The sequence below is a fragment of the Enterococcus sp. DIV1682a genome (assembly GCF_051711005.1).
GTDB lineage: Bacteria > Bacillota > Bacilli > Lactobacillales > Enterococcaceae > Enterococcus_B > Enterococcus_B hirae.
Map to the genome: position 1 here is coordinate 1 of NZ_JBIOLT010000001.1, position 18292 is coordinate 18292.

The 18292-nt window shown below is 37.6% G+C and carries 15 protein-coding genes; 13 read left to right on the forward strand and 2 right to left on the reverse strand.

Features of this window, described 5'->3' with window-relative positions; translation table 11 throughout:
* The 9 genes from dnaA to rpsR form a co-directional block, all read left to right on the forward strand.
* The coding region (gene dnaA, locus IGJ23_RS00005) for a chromosomal replication initiator protein DnaA (protein ID WP_010720504.1) at nt 1-1335 on the forward strand (1335 nt) is incomplete at its 5' end.
* Nucleotides 1336-1524: 189 nt separating this feature from the next.
* A complete protein-coding gene (gene dnaN, locus IGJ23_RS00010; protein ID WP_010720503.1) occupies nt 1525-2655 on the forward strand; it encodes a DNA polymerase III subunit beta in 1131 nt (376 codons plus the stop codon).
* Between the two features lie 211 nt (nt 2656-2866).
* Nucleotides 2867-3109 carry a S4 domain-containing protein YaaA gene (gene yaaA / locus IGJ23_RS00015; protein WP_010720502.1) on the forward strand — a complete coding sequence of 81 codons (243 nt, stop codon included), beginning with the start codon at nt 2867-2869 and terminating at the stop codon, nt 3107-3109.
* Nucleotides 3096-4217: a DNA replication/repair protein RecF gene (gene recF, locus IGJ23_RS00020; RefSeq protein ID WP_034697664.1), complete on the forward strand. Its 1122-nt coding sequence runs from the start codon at nt 3096-3098 to the stop codon at nt 4215-4217. Before yaaA ends, recF begins: the two co-directional genes overlap by 14 nt.
* Complete coding sequence (gene gyrB, locus IGJ23_RS00025; RefSeq protein ID WP_010736776.1) at nt 4218-6164, forward strand: DNA topoisomerase (ATP-hydrolyzing) subunit B; 1947 nt, start codon at nt 4218-4220, stop codon at nt 6162-6164.
* A gap of 19 nt (nt 6165-6183) precedes the next feature.
* The gene (gene gyrA, locus IGJ23_RS00030) at nt 6184-8682 is read left to right on the forward strand and encodes a DNA gyrase subunit A (protein ID WP_010720499.1); all 2499 of its coding nucleotides are present in this window, start codon (nt 6184-6186) and stop codon (nt 8680-8682) included.
* A gap of 398 nt (nt 8683-9080) precedes the next feature.
* Nucleotides 9081-9380: a 30S ribosomal protein S6 gene (gene rpsF / locus IGJ23_RS00035; protein WP_010720498.1), complete on the forward strand. Its 300-nt coding sequence runs from the start codon at nt 9081-9083 to the stop codon at nt 9378-9380.
* Between the two features lie 51 nt (nt 9381-9431).
* Nucleotides 9432-9944 (forward strand): single-stranded DNA-binding protein, encoded by a 513-nt coding sequence (ssb, locus tag IGJ23_RS00040; protein ID WP_010720497.1) that lies wholly within the window; start codon nt 9432-9434, stop codon nt 9942-9944.
* A 25-nt stretch (nt 9945-9969) separates the two neighbouring features.
* Entirely contained in the window at nt 9970-10206 is a 237-nt protein-coding gene (gene rpsR / locus IGJ23_RS00045) for a 30S ribosomal protein S18 (protein ID WP_002288370.1), read from the forward strand.
* Nucleotides 10207-10356: 150 nt separating this feature from the next.
* Here rpsR and IGJ23_RS00050 read toward each other — a convergent pair whose 3' ends face one another.
* A complete protein-coding gene (locus IGJ23_RS00050; RefSeq protein ID WP_438774501.1) occupies nt 10357-10764 on the reverse strand; it encodes a hypothetical protein in 408 nt (135 codons plus the stop codon).
* Between the two features lie 238 nt (nt 10765-11002).
* Here IGJ23_RS00050 and IGJ23_RS00055 point away from each other — a divergent pair, with 238 nt between their 5' ends.
* Both IGJ23_RS00055 and rplI read left to right on the forward strand, forming a co-directional pair.
* Nucleotides 11003-12976 (forward strand): DHH family phosphoesterase, encoded by a 1974-nt coding sequence (locus IGJ23_RS00055; protein WP_063626389.1) that lies wholly within the window; start codon nt 11003-11005, stop codon nt 12974-12976.
* Between the two features lie 5 nt (nt 12977-12981).
* Entirely contained in the window at nt 12982-13434 is a 453-nt protein-coding gene (gene rplI / locus IGJ23_RS00060) for a 50S ribosomal protein L9 (RefSeq protein ID WP_010720494.1), read from the forward strand.
* Nucleotides 13435-13827: 393 nt separating this feature from the next.
* Here the strand turns inward: rplI and IGJ23_RS00065 are convergent, their stop codons facing one another.
* Entirely contained in the window at nt 13828-14490 is a 663-nt protein-coding gene (locus IGJ23_RS00065) for a glycine zipper family protein (protein ID WP_226062565.1), read from the reverse strand.
* 461 nt (nt 14491-14951) lie between these two features.
* On the opposite strand from IGJ23_RS00065, the gene dnaB reads away from it, so the two are divergent.
* Complete coding sequence (gene dnaB, locus IGJ23_RS00070; RefSeq protein WP_010720492.1) at nt 14952-16319, forward strand: replicative DNA helicase; 1368 nt, start codon at nt 14952-14954, stop codon at nt 16317-16319.
* Between the two features lie 437 nt (nt 16320-16756).
* Nucleotides 16757-18049, forward strand: coding sequence for an adenylosuccinate synthase (locus IGJ23_RS00075; RefSeq protein WP_010720491.1), 1293 nt, complete (start codon nt 16757-16759; stop codon nt 18047-18049).
* Nucleotides 18050-18292 lie beyond the last annotated feature (243 nt).

Below are 18292 nucleotides of genomic sequence, written 5' to 3' on the forward strand. Positions count from 1 at the left end.
ATGGTATCCCTCGATGCTTTATGGAACGAATTAAAAACAACTTATCAAAAGGATCTCTCACCTGCGAGCTATAATACTTGGATCGAAACCGCTCATCCACGTTCATTGGATCAGAGTCAATTAGTCGTCGAAGTACCAAGTAAAATTCATAAAGAATATTGGGAAAAGAATCTAACAACCAAAATTGTTGAAGTTGGTTACATGCTAACTGGAAAAGAGATCATTCCAAGGTTTGTAACTGGTGAAGAGGTGGAGCAAGAAGTCGTCGAAGAAATCAAAAGTCCTAAAATACCTGTTGCAAATCCAATAAAGAAGGCGATGTTGAACCCAAAATATACATTTGATACCTTCGTTATCGGTAAAGGAAACCAAATGGCTCATGCGGCAGCTTTAGTCGTTGCAGAAGACCCTGGTTCCATTTATAATCCTTTGTTCTTTTATGGTGGTGTCGGCCTTGGTAAAACCCATTTGATGCATGCTATCGGACATCAAATGTTGTTAAGCGAGCCTGATGCAAAGGTCAAATACGTTAGTAGTGAAACATTTGCCAATGACTTTATTAACTCGATCCAAAATAAAACTGCAGAGGAATTTCGCCAAGAATACCGAAACGTCGATCTTTTGCTGGTCGATGATATTCAATTCTTTGCTGAAAAAGAAGCAACACAGGAAGAATTTTTCCATACTTTCAATGCACTCTACAATGAAGGAAAACAAATTGTATTGACGAGTGATCGTTTACCAAATGAGATTCCAAAATTACAAGAACGTTTGGTTTCACGTTTTGCGTGGGGATTGTCAGTTGATATCACACCACCCGATTTAGAAACGAGAACTGCGATTTTACGTAAAAAAGCAGCAGCCGAACGTTTGGAAATACCCGATGATACCTTGAGTTACATTGCCGGACAAATTGATTCAAACATCCGTGAATTAGAAGGAGCACTCGTTCGCGTTCAAGCATTTGCTGCGATGAATAGTGAAGATATCTCAACTAGTTTAGCTGCAGATGCACTGAAAACACTAAAATCTGGTAAAGGTCATCCACAATTATCTATCTTACAGATCCAAGAAGAAGTCGCGAAATATTATCATATTCAGTTAAAAGACCTAAAAGGAAAAAAACGTGTCAAATCAATCGTTGTACCGAGACAAATCGCTATGTACTTAGCAAGAGAGCTAACGGATAGCTCTTTACCAAAAATTGGTGCTGAATTTGGTGGGAAAGACCATACAACAGTGATTCATGCTCACGAAAAAATCCAGCAATTAATGGAATCAAGTGTCAGCATGCAAAATGAAGTATCCGAAATCAAAAATTTCTTATTAAATTAACTTTGAAAAACGAAAAAACGCTTTGTGGATAAAATCAAAAAAAGCCTAAAAGTTATACACAGATTTTCCACAGCTGTTTTTTCTTTTATTTCTTGCATTTTTTTAGTTTTCCACAGAATCAACAGTACCTAATACTTTTATTATTTATATATTAACTAATAATAAATAAACGCTTAAAGGAGACACAACATGAAAGTAACTTTAAATCGAGCAAGTTTTATGCAAGAATTGCAAACTGTTCAACGTGCTATTTCAAGTAAAACCACTATTCCAATCTTGACTGGAGTCAAAATTACTTTGACTCAAGAAGGATTAACGCTAACTGGGAGTAATGCAGATATTTCTATTGAAACTTTTTTATCTGTTGAAAATGAAAAAGCCCAAATGCAAATTGAATCAACTGGAGCAATTGTGTTACAAGCTCGTTTCTTTAGTGAAATTATCCGTCGCTTACCAGAAGACACCTTTACTCTTGAAGTCTTAGAGAATAAACAAGTAGCCATTACTTCAGGAAAAGCCAACTTCTTAGTCAATGGGTTAGATGCAGATAATTACCCTCATTTACCTGTCGTTGAAAGCCATAATCAAATGAAATTACCGGTACATGTCTTAACGAAATTGATCAATGAAACAGTATTCGCTGTCTCACAACATGAAAGTCGTCCAATTCTAACAGGGGTCCATTTTATTTTAGAAGGAAATTCTCTTTTGGCTGTCGCAACTGATTCCCACCGTCTAAGCCAACGAGTGATTCCAGTTGAACAAGCAGCTGATCATTTTGATATCGTGATTCCTGGTAAAAGTCTGACTGAATTATCTCGTTCATTGACAAATGAAGAAGAAATCGTTGAGATCAGTATCATGGAAAACCAAGTACTCTTTAAAACAGAAAACATGTATTTTTATTCCCGTCTGTTGGAAGGAAACTACCCCGATACGAATCGGTTGATTCCTTCAAGCTTCAACACAGAAGTAGAATTTTCTGTTCCAAGTTTCCTTGCAGCGATTGAACGTGCCTCATTACTTTCTCATGAAGGACGTAATAATATCGTTCGTTTATCCATCCAATCAGATGCGGTGATTCTATATGGAAACTCACCTGAAATCGGAAAAGTAGAAGAAAGTCTGAATTATGTGGCAAGTAGTGGGGATCCTTTGGATATTTCCTTTAACCCTGATTACATGAAAGCTGCGTTACGTGCGTTTGGTGATATGAGTATCAAAGTGAAATTTATTTCTTCTATTCGTCCGTTTACATTAGAACCAACAGAAGATGGTGTTCAATTTATCCAGTTAATCACACCAGTACGTACGAACTAATCTGTATATCATTTTGAAAAAGTAATGAAAAAAACAAAAAATAAACAAAAAGCCATAAAATCACTTTTAAGGCTTTTTGTTTATTTTTGTTTAAAACACCTTTTTTCGCTTAAATCGTCTTATATGGAAAAATATATGGATAAATTTGTTTTATTGCCTAAAAAAAGGTATAATAGAGTATACATTTATTAATGAAAATGAGGGATGAACATTGAAACAACAAGTCATTCTAAAAACAGAATTTATGACGTTGGGTCAAATGCTAAAAGAAGTCACAGTAATTAGCAGTGGTGGACAAGCAAAATGGTATTTAGCTGAAAACACTGTCTTGGTAGACGGCGAACCAGAGAATCGTCGTGGACGAAAACTTTATCCCGGCATGATGGTTGAAGTTCCAGAAGTGGGAACTTTTTTTATGGTAAAAAAAGGAATAAACGATAATGAGGCTGAATAAGCTATATCTAAAAAATTATCGAAACTATCAGGAATTAAAGATTACGTTTACTAAAAACCTTGTCATTTTTTTAGGAGAAAATGCCCAAGGTAAGACGAATCTTTTGGAAAGTATTTATGTTTTGGCTATGACGAGAAGTCACCGTACCAGCAGTGAGCAAGAATTGATCGGATGGCAAGGCGAGCAAGCACTGATCCAGGGCGAAGTGACAAAAGGAACCTCTAAGATTCCTTTGGAGATCCTTCTTTCAAAAAAGGGACGCAAAACAAAGATCAATCATATCGAACAAAAAAAATTAAGTAGCTATGTTGGTCAATTAAATGTCATTTTATTTGCACCTGAAGACCTTTCATTAGTAAAGGGTAGTCCGCAGATCAGGCGAAAATTTCTTGATATGGAGTTAGGACAGATCAATCCGATCTATCTTTACGATTTGGTTCAATATCAAGGTATCCTAAAACAAAGAAATCAATATTTGAAACAACTGAATGAAAAAAAACAAACAGATTTACTTTATTTAGATATTTTATCTGAACAGTTAGCTGAATTTGGAAGTAAAGTATTGAAAGCACGTGCACAGTTTGTTCGACGACTGGAATTTTGGGCAAATACATTGCACCAACAAATCACCCATCAAAAAGAGCAATTAGAGATTGAATATGTCACCTCGTTTTCTTCTTTAAGTACACAAACACAAGAAGAGATCCAAACACAATTTTTAGAATTGTTGAATCAAAACAAAAAGAAAGATATGTTTCGCGGAACAACGACAATTGGACCACATCGTGATGATCTTTCTTTTTTCGTCAATCAAAAAAACGTGCAAACGTATGGTTCTCAAGGACAGCAGCGGACCACTGCTTTAAGTGTTAAGTTGGCTGAAATTGATTTGATCAAAGAAGAAACTGGGGAGTATCCAATTCTTTTACTTGATGATGTAATGAGTGAGCTAGATGATAATCGCCAACTACATTTACTAGAAACGATTGAAGGAAAGGTACAGACTTTCTTAACAACAACGACACTTGATCATGTAAAAAACAAAATGACTGTTGAACCAGAGATTTTTTATGTTCAGCAAGGGGAAATAAAAGGAGAAGAAGGCTAAATGACAGATGAAAAAAGTTTAGTAGAACGTGCAAAAGAATATGATGCCAGTCAGATCCAAGTTCTTGAAGGACTTGAAGCCGTTCGAAAACGTCCTGGTATGTATATCGGCTCCACAAGTTCGGAAGGATTACATCACTTAGTATGGGAAATCGTTGATAACTCTATCGATGAAGTCCTAGCAGGATTTGCGACGAAAATCCAAGTAATAATTGAAAAAGATAACAGTATTACTGTCATCGATGATGGCCGAGGTATCCCCGTTGATATCCAAGCCAAAACTGGTCGTCCAGCGGTAGAAACGGTGTTTACGGTACTCCATGCTGGTGGGAAATTCGGCGGAGGCGGTTATAAAGTATCTGGTGGTCTTCACGGGGTAGGTTCTTCGGTTGTAAATGCGCTCTCCACTCAGCTTGATGTAAAAGTCTACAAAGATGGAAATGTGTACTATCAGGAATATCGTCGTGGTGCTGTTGTCGATGATCTGAAGATTATTGAACAAACCGATCGAAACGGGACAACTGTTCATTTTATACCAGATCCAGAAATCTTTACGGAAACAACAGTTTTTGATTTTAATAAGCTAGCGACCCGTATCCGCGAATTAGCATTCTTGAACCGGGGAATGAAGATCTCGATTGAAGATAAGAGAGAAGAATCTCCAGTAGTAAAAGAGTACCATTATGACGGTGGGATCAAGAGCTATGTGGAATATTTGAATGCAAATAAAACGGTCATTTTTCCAGAGCCAGTTTATTTAGAAGGAGAACAACAAGACATCACGGTAGAAGTTTCCATGCAATATACCGATGGTTACCACTCCAACATCATGAGTTTTGCAAATAATATCCATACTTATGAAGGTGGTACGCATGAATCTGGCTTCAAGACAGCGTTGACACGTGTGATCAATGACTATGCACGTAAACAAAAATTGATGAAAGAAAATGATGATAACTTAACTGGTGAAGATGTGCGGGAAGGACTGACCGCAGTAATTTCGATCAAACACCCAGATCCACAATTTGAAGGGCAAACCAAAACAAAATTAGGTAATTCTGAAGTTCGGACAGTAACAGATCGTCTGTTTAGCGAGCATTTCATGAAATTCTTGTTAGAAAATCCAAGTGTTGGACGACAAATCATTGAAAAAGGATTGTTGGCTTCTAAAGCACGTCTAGCAGCGAAACGTGCCCGTGAAGTAACCAGAAGAAAAGGCGCATTAGAAATCAGTAATTTGCCTGGTAAACTGGCGGATTGCTCAAGTAATGATCCAGAAAAATGCGAATTGTTCATCGTCGAAGGAGATTCTGCCGGCGGTTCAGCAAAACAAGGGCGAAATCGTGAATTTCAAGCAATTTTACCGATTCGTGGGAAAATCTTAAATGTTGAAAAAGCAAGTATGGATAAAATTCTAGCCAATGAAGAAATCCGCTCTTTATTTACCGCTATGGGAACAGGATTCGGTGAAGACTTCGATGTTTCCAAAGCTCGTTACCACAAATTAGTGATTATGACGGATGCCGATGTCGATGGTGCCCATATTCGAACATTGCTCTTAACCTTGTTTTATCGTTATATGCGCCCAATTGTTGAAGCGGGATATGTTTATATTGCACAACCGCCGCTATACGGGGTAAAACAAGGGAAAAAAATCACGTATGTACAACCCGGTAAAAACGCTGAAGAAGATTTGAAACAAGTAGTTGCTTCTCTACCAGCTACACCAAAACCAAGTGTTCAACGATACAAAGGGTTAGGTGAAATGGATGACCATCAACTATGGGAAACAACGATGGACCCTAGCAATCGTATGATGGCTCGTGTTAGTGTGGATGATGCTATCGCAGCTGATCAAATTTTTGAAATGTTAATGGGTGATCGAGTGGAACCTCGTCGTGCATTCATTGAAGAAAATGCCCATTATGTGAAAAACTTAGATATTTAGTCATGAAGGAGGAAAAAAGATGAGTGAAGAAATCAGAGAGAACATCCATGATGTCAATCTAACTAGCGAAATGAAAGACTCCTTCATCGATTATGCGATGAGTGTTATTGTTGCTCGTGCACTACCGGATGTTCGAGATGGGTTAAAACCTGTTCATCGCCGTATTTTATACGGGATGAACGAATTGGGTGTGACCCCAGATAAAGCCCATAAAAAATCTGCCAGAATCGTTGGGGATGTTATGGGTAAGTATCACCCCCATGGAGACAGTGCTATTTATGAATCCATGGTACGGATGGCACAACCATTTAGTTATCGGTACATGCTAGTGGATGGACATGGTAACTTTGGTTCTGTCGATGGTGATGGAGCAGCTGCGATGCGGTACACCGAAGCACGTATGAGTAAAATTGCCACGGAGATGCTACGGGATATCAATAAAAATACTGTAGATTTCCAAAGTAACTATGACGATACAGAAAGGGAACCAGTCGTACTTCCAGCACGCTTTCCTAATCTGCTAGTTAACGGAACAACAGGGATCGCAGTTGGTATGGCGACGAATATCCCCCCTCATAATTTATCTGAGGTAGTAGCAGCAATCGATCTATTGATGGAAAATCCAGAAGTAACGACCAATGAATTGATGGAAGTTTTACCTGGTCCCGATTTTCCAACCGGTGGTCTCGTGATGGGTAAATCAGGTATTCGCCGTGCTTACGAAACGGGGAAAGGGTCAATAACCGTTCGAGCAAAAGTAGAAATTACGGAGATGCCTAATGGCAAAGAACGAATTATCGTAACGGAACTTCCTTATATGGTCAATAAAGCAAAATTGATCGAACGAATCTCTGAATTACACCGTGATAAACGGATTGAAGGAATTACGGATTTGCGTGATGAGTCTTCTCGTGAAGGAATGCGGATCGTTATCGATATCCGCCGTGATGCAAGTGCTTCGGTTATTTTAAATAACCTGTATAAGTTGACTTCATTACAAAATTCATTTGGTTTCAATATGCTGGCCATTGAAAAAGGCGTTCCTAAAGTACTGAGTCTTAAACAAATACTTGAAAACTATGTAGAGCATCAGCGTGAAGTAATCACTCGCCGAACGATTTTTGAAAAAGAAAAGGCAGAAGCACGAGCTCACATTTTAGAAGGTTTACGGATCGCATTGGACCATATTGATGAAATCATTGCAATTATCCGTGGGTCTAAATCTGACGATGAAGCAAAAACAACGATGATTGATCGTTTTGAATTATCTGATCGACAAGCACAAGCGATCTTAGATATGCGTTTACGTCGTCTAACTGGTTTAGAACGTGAGAAAATCGAAAATGAATACCAAGAATTATTACGATTGATCGAAGATTTAACGGATATTCTTGCTCGTCCAGAACGTGTGACCGAAATCATCAAAACAGAGTTAGCAGAATTAAACCAACGTTTTGGTGACAAACGTCGTACAGAATTACTAGTGGGTGAAGTTTTAAGTCTTGAAGATGAAGACTTGATCGAAGAAGAAGAAATCGTTATTACACTCACGAACAATGGGTATATCAAACGTTTAGCGAACAATGAATTTAGAGCACAACGTCGTGGTGGACGTGGTGTACAAGGAATGGGCGTGCATAACGATGACTTCGTCAAAAACCTTGTCTCTTGTTCGACACATGACACCTTGCTGTTCTTTACCAATAACGGGAAAGTCTATCGTGCCAAAGGATATGAAATTCCAGAATATGGTCGAACTGCGAAAGGAATCCCGATCATTAACTTGTTAGGGATCGATTCAAGTGAAAAAATTCAAGCAATTATCGCAGTCACCGGTGAAGCTCAAGAAGGACATTACCTCTTCTTCACTACTCGTCAAGGAACGGTGAAACGGACCACCGTAACTGCTTTTGCGAATATCCGCAGTAATGGATTGATTGCGATTGGCTTAAAAGAAGACGATGAATTAGTCAACGTGTTGTTAACAGATGGTCAATCAAACATTATCATTGGTACACATGATGGTTATTCGGTAACGTTTGCGGAAGGAGCTGTTCGGGACATGGGACGGACAGCGTCAGGAGTTCGAGGTATTCGTTTAAGAGAAGACGATTATGTGATTGGTGCTGCCTTGATGAATGAAAATCATGAAGTCTTGATCATTACTGAAAAAGGCTATGGTAAACGAACGAAAGTGAAAGAGTATCCAGTGAAAGGTCGCGGCGGTAAAGGGATCAAAACAGCCAATATCACTGAAAAAAATGGTCCATTAGCTGGACTAGCCACGATTGTTGGAACAGAAGATATCATGCTGATCACAGATAAAGGCGTTATTATTCGTTTCAATGTCTCAACTGTTTCTCAAACTGGACGTGCTACACTTGGCGTACGTTTGATCAAAATGGAAGCTGATACGAAGGTTGTGACAATGGCGGCCGTCGAGCCAGAAAGCACAGAAGAAACTGAGACACCAACAGAGACCGTGGAAGATACCACAATAGATAAAACAGAAGAATAGTCAAAAAACAGGGCTTGTCTCAGCGATGGGAAGCTTGTAAAAATAAGCCACAACCTCCGATACACAATGATTGTCGGAGGTTGTGGCTTATTATTGTTTTATGTTTATGGATTCTTTTGCAACATAAAAAGAATCCACCTACGAATAGCTCTTGTAGTTTTTATACTTTGTTATTGTAGGAGATCGTGTTTTTCAAGAGATTCAAAAAGAGAACTTTCGGCAGTCATTTAGTAAAGCATTTTATTAAAAACTTCTTTCTACACTATTTTCCCTTCAGCTTATTGCTTTTTTCACTCTATACGTGTATAATTAAAGATTGTGAGTAGTCTAATTTATTAGAAAACTCTCCTTGCTCTTGGGAATCTAAGAGCCGAAAGTCCATAGGGAGGTGAAAATCAATGGAAAATACGAAATATGAAATCATGTACATTATTCGTCCAAACATTGATGAAGAAGCAAAAACTGCTTTAATCGAACGTTTCGATGCAATCTTGAAAGATAACGGAGCTGAAGTTATCGAATCTAAAGATTGGGAAAAACGCCGTTTAGCGTATGAAATGAACGGTTACCGTGAAGGTATCTATCACATCGTTAAAGTGTCTTCTCCATCATCAGCAACTGCTGTCAATGAATTTGACCGTCTTGCTAAAATCAACGACGATATCATTCGTCACATGATCGTGAAAGAAGAAGCATAATTTATTGTTTCATGTGGAACAATAGAACAACGATGAGAGGAGATGAATCTTTTGATTAATAATGTTGTACTAGTTGGACGTCTAACTAAAGATCCGGATTTACGATATACATCAAGTGGCACTGCAGTAGCAACGTTTACTTTAGCTGTTAATCGTAATTTTACTAGCCAAAACGGCAATCGTGAGGCTGACTTTATTAATTGTGTGATTTGGCGTAAATCAGCAGAGACATTAGCAAACTATGCTCGTAAGGGGACTCTTTTAGGAGTTACTGGACGTATCCAAACTCGTTCTTATGATAATCAGCAAGGACAACGTGTATACGTAACAGAAGTAGTTGCTGAAAACTTCCAATTATTGGAAAGTCGTGCTGCATCTGAAAATCGTCAACAAACTGGCGGTTACCAAAGCTCTGGTCAATCGACAAATGATTTTGGCGGAAGTAATAACTATAATCAAACATCTCAATCATCCAACGGTATGCCTGATTTTGATCGTGACAATTCTGATCCATTTGGTTCAAGTTCAACGATCGACATTTCAGACGATGATTTACCATTCTAAACGAATTTGATAGGAGGGAAATAGAATGGCACAACAAAGAAGAGGCGGACGTAAACGTCGTAAAGTAGACTATATTGCTGCTAACCATATTGAATATATCGATTATAAAGATATTGAATTACTAAAAAGATTTATCTCAGAACGTGGAAAAATCTTGCCACGTCGTGTAACAGGTACAGGCGCTAAAAACCAACGTAAAATTACTGTTGCTATCAAACGCGCACGTATCATGGGCTTACTACCTTTCGTAAGTGAAGATTAATTGAAATAATGAAACGAGGAAATGGTTTTACTACCGTTCCCTCGTTTTTTACTTTTTGAGAATGATTGTTTAGATGTTTTATTATCCTCAAAAAAAAGAATGTCATCTATACTTAGAAGAATCATAGAGAAAAGCATCCACGATTTTCGTTTAGGATTGGGGATAAAGAATACTATCTTTAAAAATTCCATCTCCCCAAATCTGACTTTCCGACAAGCTGGTCTCAATCAACTCGATCGGTTGCTGATTGACTAAGATCATTGCACAACGGTAGCCAGCGAAAGGTTGATAAAGAGGCATGATGATTTCTTGTCCTTTCAATGCTAGTTCAATGTTATCGACTGTAAAAGCAACATGTGCTTCTTTTTGAATGATTGGATCAAGACGACAATCGGGACCAAAGGCATGGAGTTCGATTGGCATAGATAAAGAATTTTTCACATCCAGTGAGTACATATCGAATAAAGGACTATACTTTGTTCCTGGGTGATCTTTGATTTCTTCCAGATCGATTGGTTTACCGATATGATGGAAGCTTAATTTGTTCATTTTATTCATATAATGCTCCTTTGCCTTTTCTGAATTGCTCATTTGAACATTCAAAGTAGTAATAATTTGCTTTATTTCGGTTTGAGGTTAGATGATAACTGTCATTTCAAGGTTGAAAACAAGTTATTCTACCATTTTTTTTAATACAGTGAAAAGTATTTTCAGTTAAATAATCAAGCATTTGTTTAGTCGCTTGAATACGGGAAGTTATGGTAAAATTAAACTAATCAACTATGGGAGGAAGAAGATGGAAAAAGAAAAAGAAAACTTAACCCCTAGACCTCTCTTCATTTTTTTATTTCTATTGCTTGAAGTACTGGTTGTATTATTTATGCCATTTCGTTTTGTTAGCGCTTTGGTTGTGCTTTTGATGAACCTTTTTGGCTTACGTTATTGGTTGAAATTAAAACGATGGCTAATGATAAAAAATCGTGAAAAAATCCAACAAGCCTCAACGGTGGCTGAGAACAATCTTGCTTATGTCTCCGAAGTGATGCCAGTAGGAGTGATTGCGTACCAACCAACAAGCCAAAAAATTGAATGGTTGAACCCACTCGCCTTAAAAATCAAAGATCAAAGTAGCTTAACAGAAGAAGAACTATTAGATGCTTTCTTTACGGCAAAAGAGAAAAAGAAAAAACAAGTATATTTAGCAGATCGAACCTTTCAATTTGAAATGGATACAGTAAAAGGGGTCGTTTATTTCAACGATATCACTCAAAATCAATTGTTGAAGCTCCATCAAACCAACAGCCAACCAGTGATTGGTATCTTATCAATTGATAATTATGCAGATGCTATCGATAAGTTAGATGACAAAGAAATTTCTTATCTCAATTCGTTTGTGACTACAATGGTGTCTGATTGGATGAATGAATACCATGTCTTTTTTAAGCGGATCACTGCAGAACGCTTTTTCTTTGTAGCACAAATGATTGATTTGAAAAAAATGATGGACAAAAAATTTGATCTGTTGGATCGTTTACGTGCAGAAGCAGAGCGACAAAATTTGCCAATTACTCTAAGTATGGGGATTGCTTACGGGCAAGATTCGTTAGATGAAATTGGGGGAGAAGCCCAAAATAATTTGGACATTGCTCTAGTTCGAGGTGGCGACCAAGTTGTCGTGAAAGAACTACGTGAGGGAGCAAAACCTGTTTACTATGGAGGAAAATCAGCTAAGTCAGTCAAACGAACCCGTGTGCGGTCACGAGCAATGAGTACTGCGCTTCGTAAGATTTTTACTGAAACTGGTGATGTATTTATCATGGGGCATAAATTCCCCGATATGGATGCCATTGGTTCAGCATTTGGGGTAAGTTGCTTAGCTCGTTTCAATCAAAAAAAAGCGTATATCGTACTTGATGAAAACGAGATTATTCCAGACGTAGAACGATGTTTAGAGGAAATTCATAAACACCCTGAACTAGAAGCACAGCTGATTTCGCCCAAAAAAGCGATGGAGCTTAAAAAAGAAGAAGACCTGCTAGTTATGGTGGATTACCACAAACCCTCGCTATCGATCTCTCAGAGCCTATATGAGCAATTTGATAAGATCGTTATTATTGATCATCATCGACGTGGGGAGGAGTTCCCAAGTAAGCCGCTGTTGACGTATATCGAATCTTCTGCTTCTTCTGCTTCAGAGTTAGTGACAGAACTAATTCAGTATCAAAGCAATCGCACGAATCGCTTAGATCGTTTTGAAGCGACGTTGTTATTGGCAGGCATGACTGTTGATACGAACAGTTTTAATGTACGCACAACGGCACGAACTTTTGATGTAGCAAGTTATTTAAGGTCTTGTAGTGCGGATGCTTCCCTAGTACAATATTTATTGAGTTCAGATTTAGCAACCTATTTGGAAATCAGCCATTTGATTGCACAGAGCGAATATGTAACTTCAGATATTGTCGTAGCAGCTGGGACAGATGAAAAGGAATATAATAGTGTGATCGCTGCGAAAACGGCAGACACCCTCTTATCAATGATCAATATCAATGGGGCTTTTGTCATCACGAAACGAACGGACGGGCTAGTCGGGATCAGTGCTCGTAGTTCGGGCACGATCAATGTTCAAGTGATCATGGAGTCTCTTGGCGGCGGCGGTCATTTCACCAATGCAGCGACCCAATTGGAAGGTGTCACAGTAGAAGAAACCAAACAGCGTTTACTTGCTGCAATCAAAGAAAATAGGAATCAATTATATGATAAGGAGTAATGGATATGAAAGTCATTTTCTTACAAGATGTAAAAGGTAAAGGAAAAAAAGGTGATGTTAAAGAAGTACCGAATGGTTACGCACAAAATTTCCTATTAAAAAATAATCTGGCAAAAGAAGCAAATAAAAGTAGTATTAGCCAATTAGCTGGACAAAAAAAGGCACAAGAAAAACAAGAAGCTGAAATTTTAGAAGAAGCAAAAGAACTAAAAGGATTTTTAGAAAAAGAAGAAACGGTTGTCGAACTGAAAGCCAAAGCGGGTGAAGATGGACGTTTATTCGGTTCAATCCCTTCAAAACAAATCGCTGAAGGATTGAACAAGCAATACAAAGTAAAACTAGATAAACGAAAAATCGAATTGAATAATCCAATCCGTACGTTAGGTTACACGAACGTACCAGTCAAATTGCATCATGAAGTGACTGCAACGATCAAAGTGCATGTGGTAGCAGAATAGCTACCTCACCAATCATTTCTGTTAGCAGTCTCTTCAGGTTCTGTAATAGGACTTGTTGAGAAATGATCGCAGAGATTGAGAGTTCTTTTCAAAAAGAAAATCAGCCGGATTTTGATGAATCATGTCAAAATCCGGCTGATTTTCTTCATTTAATGGTAAAGATATTTGATAGGATGGTATAGAAAGCATACTTTCTTTTCGATTGATTTTAGCTACTTTATTCTTACAAGATTATGTGCTTTTTAATACCCTAGATCAAAAAAGTGGGACATTAACCAGATTTTTTTGTTCATGCCCTAGACTCTTTAAGCTTAGATTATTTTTTCTTGCGATATTTCAAAAATAGTAATATCATCACAAGGATTGTTGAATAAATTAATAAAGTTCCCAGTCTCATATACTACACTGCGTTTGTGACGTTAAACTGCAAATCGGAAATTCTGCTGTTAAAGTCATCCGCACTCCTCCATTTGATCTATTTTTACTAATCATTGTTTTTACATCACTTTGACCTTGATCGCAACGTTTGGCTAATACTGCAGCACCAATAATTGTCCCAACTACAGCTCCAATCACACCACCAATTACAGCACCATAACCCGCACCATTTACTGCTAAACCAACAGAACAAAAACCTAAATAGTCTCTTAAATTAGCTAATCCTGTCTTACTAGTGGCATAATCGTTGATACCACCATTAACAAATTTTTCTGACCACCCGGTAGTATCGTAAAGTCCTCGTGCGAACGTATTGTCACCATAAGCATAGTGGACTTCAGCGCCATCATATTTTAAGATAAGAGACTGGATCAAAGCTTTTGTTTCTGCTGAGTCTGGCTGATTCATTAACTGTTGTTTGATCTCTGGACGATTCACTTCTTGCACAAAATTTTTGTATAATTCATTGGATTCGACAATCGTGACTTTATCTAGTTGAAAATGGTTTTCAGCTGGTACACTAGCGGTTTTCTCAGCTGCATCAACGATTTGTGTTACTCCTGGTACTACAGATCCAAATAAAGACAGACAAGACAATAAAATAGCAACGAGTTTCATTTTTTTTATGACAAACTTCCTCCTAAAATTTTTTGTGCGGACTAGAAAACGTTTTCTGTAATGAATTCTAGCACAATCAATAGTATATAGTATTAAATAATCATAAGTGATCTATTTTTTGTCAAAAATGAAAAAATAGGAAAAAATAAAAAAAGTTTCCTTTTTTTCGATTATGACAACACCTATTGAACATATAGCTAGTTTGGTACTAGCGTAAAGGATCACTTGACTGATATACTTTTTATAGTTGTTTCATTTTATCAAGGGATCTTCGTTCTCAAAGTTTTTGCTAGTTTAAGATTTTGCTGGATTTACGTGTGTATTTTCTGTACTTATTCTTGACATTGACTGTCTCTTTTATTGATTTCGAAAGATAAGCAACCATTACACTCACTTTTTTAAAGTGACTTTTTTACGATTTTCTTGTAAAATAAAGCAATTGAAGACAAGGAGCGATATGTATGAATGAAGTGTGGCAGGATCGAATTCCACCGCAAAATATTGAAGCTGAACAAGCGGTTTTAGGATCGGTTTTTTTAGATGCTGAAACGATCATTGATGCCATGGAGTACATAGAACCGAAAGACTTTTATCGTCGGGGACATCAAATCATTTTTGAAACAATGATCGAATTAAATGACCGTAATGAAGCAATAGATGTAGTGACTGTAAAAGATCGGTTGGAGCAAGCGAACTTATTAGAAGATGCTGGTGGGTTAAGCTACCTTTCAGATTTAGCGTTAGCTGTGCCTACTGCAGCAAATATCGTCTACTATGCGAAAATCGTTGAAGAAAAATCATTGCTTCGCACACTGATCCAAACAGCTACTGGGATCGTGACAAAAGGGTTTGAACAAGGGGAAGAAGTCCAGTCGATTCTGGATGATGCCGAGCGCAGTATTTTAGAAGTATCAGAAAAAAGAAACCGCAGTGGCTTTCTATCTATTGCAGAAGTCTTGAACTCAACCATTGAAAATATTGACCAGCTGGCCCAAAATAATGAAGAAATCACAGGATTACCGACTGGATACCAAGGACTTGATAAAATGACAGCAGGTTTTCAACCTGAGGAATTGATCATCCTAGCAGCTCGGCCTGCGGTAGGGAAAACAGCTTTCGCATTAAATATAGCTCAAAATGTCGGGACAAAAACCGATCGTTCAGTTGCTATTTTTAGTTTGGAAATGGGGGCTGAGTCACTTGTTAATCGGATGCTTTGTGCGGAAGGGTCGATCGAAGCAAGCCATTTGCGTACCGGTCAACTTTCTGAAGAAGAGTGGTCCAATTTGATCGTTGCAATGGGTAGTTTGTCACGGGCAAATATCTTTATTGATGATACTCCAGGAATAAAAATTTCTGAGATTCGTGCCAAATGCAGAAAATTAGCGCAGGAAAAAGGAAATCTTGGATTGATCTTGATTGACTACTTGCAATTGATTGAAGGAAACGGGAGAGAAAATCGTCAACAAGAAGTATCTGATATTTCACGTCAATTAAAAAAACTAGCCAAAGAATTAAAAGTACCAGTTATTGCGTTGTCCCAGCTTTCCCGTGGAGTAGAACAACGTCAAGATAAACGTCCTGTATTAAGTGATATCCGTGAATCGGGTTCCATTGAGCAAGATGCTGATATCGTAGCCTTCTTATATCGAGATGATTACTATGAAAGAGAAGGTGGCGAAGACAATGAGGATAACGAACCAAAAAACGACAATGTCATTGAAGTCATCATCGAAAAAAACCGTAGTGGTGCCCGTGGTACAGTAGAATTACTGTTTATCAAAGAATACAACAAATTTTCGTCGTTATCCCCGAGAGAAGAATATTGATTATAAATTGACTATAAAGAAGCATTCTCCAAATTATCTCGTTAATTTGGAGGTGCTTTTTTAGCTATCGATCATTCCAACTGTTCTTTATCAAAAGAAAACGCAGCAGAATCACATTTGGGAAATAATAGTATAGTAAATTAGGAAGCAGTCTACCCGAGTAATCATTATTTCTAATAAGCAAAGATGTTTAGATTACGATTCTGTCAGTGGCAACGAGTAATAAACCCTAAAAAACTATCTTATTTGCTTTGTACTAAAGGAACTTTCTTCTCTGAATAGTTTGGTTTACACTAGTTTCTATTTAAAATTTATCATCGTTCGTTTTTCAAGCGTTTTTATAAAATAAATAAAAGAATCATTCGATTTTAGTTGAATAAGTAATGAGTTATTGTTACAATAATTCAGGATTAAATAAAATAAAACGAGGTGTTCAAATGTCATCTGTAGTAGTGGTAGGTACACAATGGGGCGACGAAGGGAAAGGAAAAATTACTGACTTTCTTAGTGAAAATGCTGAAGTGATCGCACGGTACCAAGGTGGCGATAATGCAGGACACACGATCAAATTCAACGGTGTTACTTATAAACTGCATTTGATTCCTTCGGGGATTTTTTATAAAGATAAAATCAGTGTGATCGGGAATGGTGTGGTAGTCAATCCTAAATCATTAGTCAAAGAGTTAGCTTATTTACATGAAAAAGGTGTAACTACTGATAACTTACGTATTTCTGACCGAGCACATGTTATTTTGCCTTATCACATCAAGTTGGATCAATTACAAGAAGATGCAAAAGGTGAAAATAAAATCGGTACAACAATCAAAGGGATCGGACCAGCATACATGGACAAAGCAGCTCGTGTAGGGATCCGCATCGCTGACTTACTAGACAAAGAAATTTTTGAAGAACGCTTACGTTTAAACTTAGAAGATAAAAACCGTCAATTTGTAAAAATGTTTGATTCTGAGCCAATTGATTTTGACTCGATATTTGAAGAATATTATGAATATGGTCAACAAATCAAACAGTATGTTACTGATACATCTGTCATTTTAAATGATGCCCTAGATGCAGGAAAACGAGTATTATTTGAAGGCGCACAAGGGGTTATGCTGGATATCGACCAAGGAACCTATCCATTTGTTACTTCTTCAAACCCAGTCGCAGGTGGCGTAACGATCGGTAGTGGCGTAGGTCCATCTAAAATCAATAAAGTTGTTGGTGTATGTAAAGCTTATACTTCTCGTGTAGGAGATGGTCCATTCCCAACTGAATTGTTTGATGAGACGGGACAACAAATTCGTGAAGTTGGTCGCGAATACGGAACGACTACAGGTCGTCCACGACGTGTGGGATGGTTTGATTCAGTAGTGATGCGTCACTCAAAACGTGTTTCAGGAATTACTAATCTATCCCTTAATTCAATTGATGTCTTAAGTGGACTTGATACAGTAAAAATTTGTACAGCTTATGAGCTAGATGGAGAATTGATTTATCATTATCCAGCAAGTTTGAAAGAATTGAAACGTTGTAAACCTGTTTATGAAGAACTTCCAGGTTGGTCTGAAGATATTACAGCATGCAAAACACTTGCTGAATTACCAGAAAATGCACGTAACTATGTCAGACGTATTTCTGAACTCGTAGGTGTGCGTATTTCAACATTTTCTGTTGGACCTGATAGAACACAAACAAATATCTTAGAAAGCGTCTGGGCACAAATTTAAGCCATTCAGCTAAGTTCGTTGAGACAGGACATTCTTGTTCCTTAAGAATGAACGAAATAGCAGAAGTATAGGTAAGAATGCTCATGCGGTAAAGAAAGAAAACGTCGAAACTGCGAAATTTGTTTTTAACATTTTTGTAGATTTTGGCGTTTTTTTTCAATAAGTAATCAAAGTTGGTTTAGAGGTGAGCGTTGTTCTTCTTTTTAATCATCCATTAAAATTTTACGAAGACAATGGTTTTCC